The following is a 4,652-nucleotide window of genomic DNA, read 5'->3' on the forward strand; positions in this document are numbered from 1 at the left end:
TAACCGATCAGCCGAAGCAGTGGGCGTTCCGCCACGGCTGCGGCTGCCTATCGCAATGCCGAACGGATTTTGGACATGCGTACCGGAGACGTTCACGACTATTCACGACGCTCCGGCGTCAATCATGTCGAGTCGTTTGCTCCCAAAGGTTTTGTTCCTCAATCCAGCACTGAATTGTGGAACAAGGCAGAGGTCGCAGAGAAGCGCCGTAATGCTCGCGTCGCCCGTGAGGTGCTGGTAGCCCTGCCCCACGAGCTAGATGCGGATGGTCGACGCGACTTGGCGCGATCAATAGCCCAGGATCTTGCCGATCGCTATGGCACCGCAGGAACTTTCGCAGTGCATGATCCAGGCCGCGAAGGTGACCAAAGAAATCACCACGTACACATTCTCATGACCACTCGCCGCCTTGAGGCGTCTGGGCAGTTAGGGGCTAAAACCCGTGAACTGGATGACGTAAAGCAGGGGCCGCGGGAGATCGAGTGGATACGAATCTTGGTTGAGGACCAAACCAATAACGCACTCGATTATGCCGGTTTGGATTGCAGTGTTGATCGACGTTCACTGGTCGATCAGTATCAGGCCGCGCTTGTCGTCGGCGATCAGGACCGCGCTGCTCTCCTAGACCGGCCGGCAACCCAACATGAGGGGCCGCGGGTGACGCAAATCCGTCGCGAAGCGGCGCGTGCTGGTCGGGCGCCTCTAGGCGCATTAGGGCGTGCAGCGGCGAATGACGACAGTCGCCAGTTAGTAGCCGACCGGCTCGCTTTGCGCCAAGTTTCGGCTCAGGTAATCAGTATTGAGCAAGCTCGCNNGCGCGAAACCATGGCCTTGGACGGTATGGCAGCGTTTCGAGCGCGGTTTGATCACAGCCAGGCGATAGAGGCCGGGATCAAAGCTGAGCGCAAGCGTCTGCATGAGGAACATGCAAATCGTGAGCGTGAGCGCCTTGCAAAGCTGCACGAAACTGCACAGTTGTATGAGCACAATAAGCAACGACAAGCGCGACACGATGCAGAAAACCCGTCTCGTAAAAAAACGCGGGAGGTACCGACCTATTGCCCTGCGCCAAAGTCCGGTCACAACGGCCCTGATTTCAGCATGTAGGACGTTTTCAGCATGGATGAGCAAACATTGTTTGGTTTGATGGCAATTGCCGAGGAGCAACAGAAAGCCGTTGATACGGCTCTGTCAAAGCTCGCGATTCGGCAAATCGAGCTGGATGCGCTCATTGTCCGGGCTAGTACAGCGGCTGTAGCCATCGAGCAAGCCTCGCAAAGCGCTGCCAATACCATTCAGAAAGCCACTCAAAGCGCGGTCGAGCAAGGCATTAAGGCCGCTCTGGAGCGCGTTAGCGAACAAACCCGCTCTACCCTTGGGCAAGCATTAATCCGGCTACAAATGCGCTCCAGGAGGTCACAGAGCGAGTGATCGACGCTGACAAACAACTGCACCACACTAAAAATTCGTTGAGTGGAAGGTTTTTTGGGTTATTAGTCATCGTGACCTGCCTTATGCTGGCTACCACTGTTGGCCTGGCGAGGATCTTTGTACCAAGCCCAGGGGAGATCATGGATTTGAGATCTACCGTTGCCAATCTTGAGCGACGTGGAGGCAAGATTCAATTTTCTAACTGCGGGGATGCCCGCAGGCTATGTGTAAAAAATGATGTTGATGCTAACAAAAGCAAAGGCGGGTTTGGCGTGGGGAAGGATGATAACTGGATGATCCCCCAAGGCTATTAAGCCTTGGAAAGACAATGCAATAGTCTCTAAAGTCCTCCATTATTTGAAACTGATTTAGGATTTTTTGGAGAAATATCTAGCATGAGCTGCTCTTTTTGAATTTCGGTATTGCCTACGCGATTCTTAGCAATTTCACAATAATCATGACTAATATCTATACCTATAAAGTTTCGACCAAGCTGCTTAGCTGCTTTGCAATTTGTCCCGCTTCCACACATAGGATCTAGAACTGTATCTCCCTCGTTTGACCAAGAAGAGACATGATCTCTAGCAAGTTCACATGGAAATGGCGCTGGATGCTTTTTAGCCTCTTGATCTTCGAGGTTTTTGCCCACGACATATTCCCATATATTGCCTTTAATTTTTTGAGCCTTTACCGGATTGGCTATTTTTCCTCTTTTCTGTTCAGTTTTTGAATAGTTTTTATACGTTGTACTACCAAGTTCTAGCCCAGCATGCAAGCAGTCAACCATTATCGGATTATGCGTTTTCACAACACCCTTGCTGAAAACAAACATGTACTCGAATTCATTATTATATCGGCGACGATAAATTTGTGGAATAGGGTTTCTCTTTCTAAAAATCATTGTGTCGTGAAGATTAAAACCAATTTCCTTAAAAAATAAAGCTTGCGAAAAGCTGGTTCCAGTTTCGGTTCCTGAAACAGTTGCATCGTTAACAATCCAGACAACAACACCTCCGTCTTTGGTTATTCTATAAATTTCTTTTGCTATAGCTTCAAACTCAAAGATAAATCCTTTGTAATTCCTTAAATTATCATATGGAGGTGAGGTCAATACCATATCAACTGAGCCATCAGAAATTTTTTTCATCACATCAAGGCAGTCACCTTGAATGATTTTGTTTTTGAATTCTGCCATCGACATCTTCGATCTACCTTATTGCCAAAATTGCATTGCTGGAAACGGAGTTTATCACTTTTATTCTGCTTTCTATTTTATGCACTCTTACAAGTTCAGATAGCGCTTCGGCATGGCTCATACGCATGATTTTCTCGCGTTCCTTAGCAAGATAGATAAGTGCTTCCTCTTTTGCGATGACTATTGATTCGATTGCAGCCTGCTTTTCTGCCTTCCACAAATCTTCAATTTTGCTAGAGAAGCTGAGCATTGTTTTGTTTATAGCGAACCAATAGGAGTAGGCTTCTTTTGAAGGATTAAGCGCCGGAATTGATTTAAATATCAGCTCTAATAATTCTTCAGCTTTTTCATGACCCTCTAGTAAAGAGTATGAAAATAGCATAGCAAGGTGCGAATAGGTGAAAATGCAAACGTTCCTAGAACTTGCTTGTTCATAGATTTGGCTTGATTTAGTTGGCAACTGATATATAGGACAAACTACCATTGCATAAGGCTTACCGCGTTTCCAACCATCCATTGCTTGCACTTTAAAATCTTTTTGATTTTTTGCGGTGCGACTAAGTCTAAACGCTTTTGCATCAGCTACAAAGCTATAATCTTTCGCAAAGACCTCTACATCAGCGGCATCTGCTCGCTCGGTTAAGACAAGGCTTTTAAAGCCCATTGCTTTAAATGATTCGGATAGTAATGCATCTGTATATTTAGAGTATAATTTTTCTTCACTAGAGTCATGGTCATATGATTCTGGAATATCGCCGGAAAGCCGAAGATGGTCTATCAAAGCAGTAGAGCCATCCGTTTTTATTTCTTCTCCTAACTCTCTTTCTAAGCGTTCGGAATCTACACCAAAATTTCCACTAAGTTTTCTTACTTCTTCTACCCAATACACTCTTCTGACAATCGCATTTTTCGTTATTACTTCCAACATTAATCAATCCTTTCAAAAATTTATGGGAATGCCATTTTATGTTATTAGATTTTTAATAGAAATTCGCTATTGCGTTCCTGATTTGGCATTGGCCTTTATCAAGGTAGAATTCATATGAGTACTTTTCCTGCGGTATTCAGTAATGAATTTTACCCGATCTCCCTTGAAGAATAGAGCTGGATTGACCCAAAAGGTGGACGGGGATCTAGGAGCCAAAAATTGCTTCGCCAAAAGCTCTTTGAGTCCTCGCTGAAATGTTTTTTCGCTCATATCTACAGAACGGCCAGATAACCCATCGTTAAACCATGCTAGCTCGATGCTTTCGGCGAAGCCCTGACGCATAGGGGACCGCTCATATTCTTGTAGCACTAGCTGGAAAACCCGTGATGCAGTACGGCCAAGGTCGTATGCAGCTGCCACACCAGCAGCAAAAACCTTTACGAAGGAGGCGTCATCACGTTCATCTACGGTGTAGATCGCAGCTGTCTGGCGGATCTCCCCTGTCGATGTACTTACCAGTTCCTCTGACGTGCCTGTCTTCACGTAGCGCTTTTTGACAGTCACCTCTGTAGGTTCCAGCAGAGGGTTCGCTAAGGGGCTGTATTCGAGCTTACGGAGGTTAATCGTTGTAGACATATCGCAAGCCATTTTTGTCCTTTGGTGAGACACAATCTATTCTTATCAAAGACAAAAAACAAGCTATTTATGTCCCACGATATCCTGCGTTTGTCTCGTGAAGTCCTGAGTTTGTCTCGACTTTCCCCGTGGGATATGGTCGAAAGGGCTGTTTACCTCTCACTCTGTTACTACGCGTTTGATCTCAGCTTGGTTTTTGCCTTTGATCCAGCTTCCAGAGTTCAGAAAAAAAGCTGTTAGCCAAGACAAAGGTGGCTGACAGTACAGTGACCGCTACGCGGGCGCTGTGCGGGCAGACGCCCAACAAGCGAAGCGCGTTAGGACGTTGGATCAAACAACGTTATCCTGCGCAAGATTGAGCGTCCTTCCAGTCGCTGTGCGCCGTCCAATACAGCGCATAACACAAGTCGGTATGCGGCTGCTTCGCTCCTTCAGGTCGCGCCTTCGGCCTGCGCGCTTCGT

General features: G+C 46.8%; 6 protein-coding genes. 3 read left to right on the forward strand and 3 right to left on the reverse strand.

Features of this window, described 5'->3' with window-relative positions:
- Window positions 1-6 precede the first annotated feature (6 nt).
- Genes ALO64_RS24105 through ALO64_RS08910 form a run of 3 tightly spaced genes read left to right on the forward strand, consistent with a single transcriptional unit; the run spans window position 7 to window position 1,745 of the window.
- On the forward strand, window positions 7-1,107 hold the full coding sequence (locus ALO64_RS24105) for a MobA/MobL family protein (protein ID WP_094195080.1): 1,101 nt from the start codon (window positions 7-9) through the stop codon (window positions 1,105-1,107).
- A 12-nt stretch (window positions 1,108-1,119) separates the two neighbouring features.
- Entirely contained in the window at window positions 1,120-1,431 is a 312-nt protein-coding gene (locus ALO64_RS08905; RefSeq protein WP_054991697.1) for a hypothetical protein, read from the forward strand.
- Window positions 1,428-1,745 (forward strand): hypothetical protein, encoded by a 318-nt coding sequence (locus ALO64_RS08910; RefSeq protein WP_054991698.1) that lies wholly within the window; start codon window positions 1,428-1,430, stop codon window positions 1,743-1,745. Before ALO64_RS08905 ends, ALO64_RS08910 begins: the two co-directional genes overlap by 4 nt.
- A 26-nt stretch (window positions 1,746-1,771) precedes the next feature.
- On the opposite strand, the gene ALO64_RS24110 is transcribed toward ALO64_RS08910, so the two are convergent.
- From ALO64_RS24110 to ALO64_RS08920, 3 genes are all read right to left on the reverse strand, one after another.
- A complete protein-coding gene (locus ALO64_RS24110; RefSeq protein ID WP_094195081.1) occupies window positions 1,772-2,626 on the reverse strand; it encodes a DNA-methyltransferase in 855 nt (284 codons plus the stop codon).
- A 13-nt stretch (window positions 2,627-2,639) separates the two neighbouring features.
- Window positions 2,640-3,554, reverse strand: a complete 915-nt coding sequence (locus tag ALO64_RS08915) for a HindIII family type II restriction endonuclease (RefSeq protein WP_054991699.1) — start codon at window positions 3,552-3,554, stop codon at window positions 2,640-2,642.
- Between the two features lie 66 nt (window positions 3,555-3,620).
- Window positions 3,621-4,190 (reverse strand): replication/maintenance protein RepL, encoded by a 570-nt coding sequence (locus ALO64_RS08920; protein WP_054991700.1) that lies wholly within the window; start codon window positions 4,188-4,190, stop codon window positions 3,621-3,623.
- Window positions 4,191-4,652: the final 462 nt, after the last annotated feature.

Origin of the sequence: Pseudomonas meliae (assembly GCF_001400515.1) — a bacterium.
Taxonomy (GTDB): domain Bacteria; phylum Pseudomonadota; class Gammaproteobacteria; order Pseudomonadales; family Pseudomonadaceae; genus Aquipseudomonas; species Aquipseudomonas amygdali.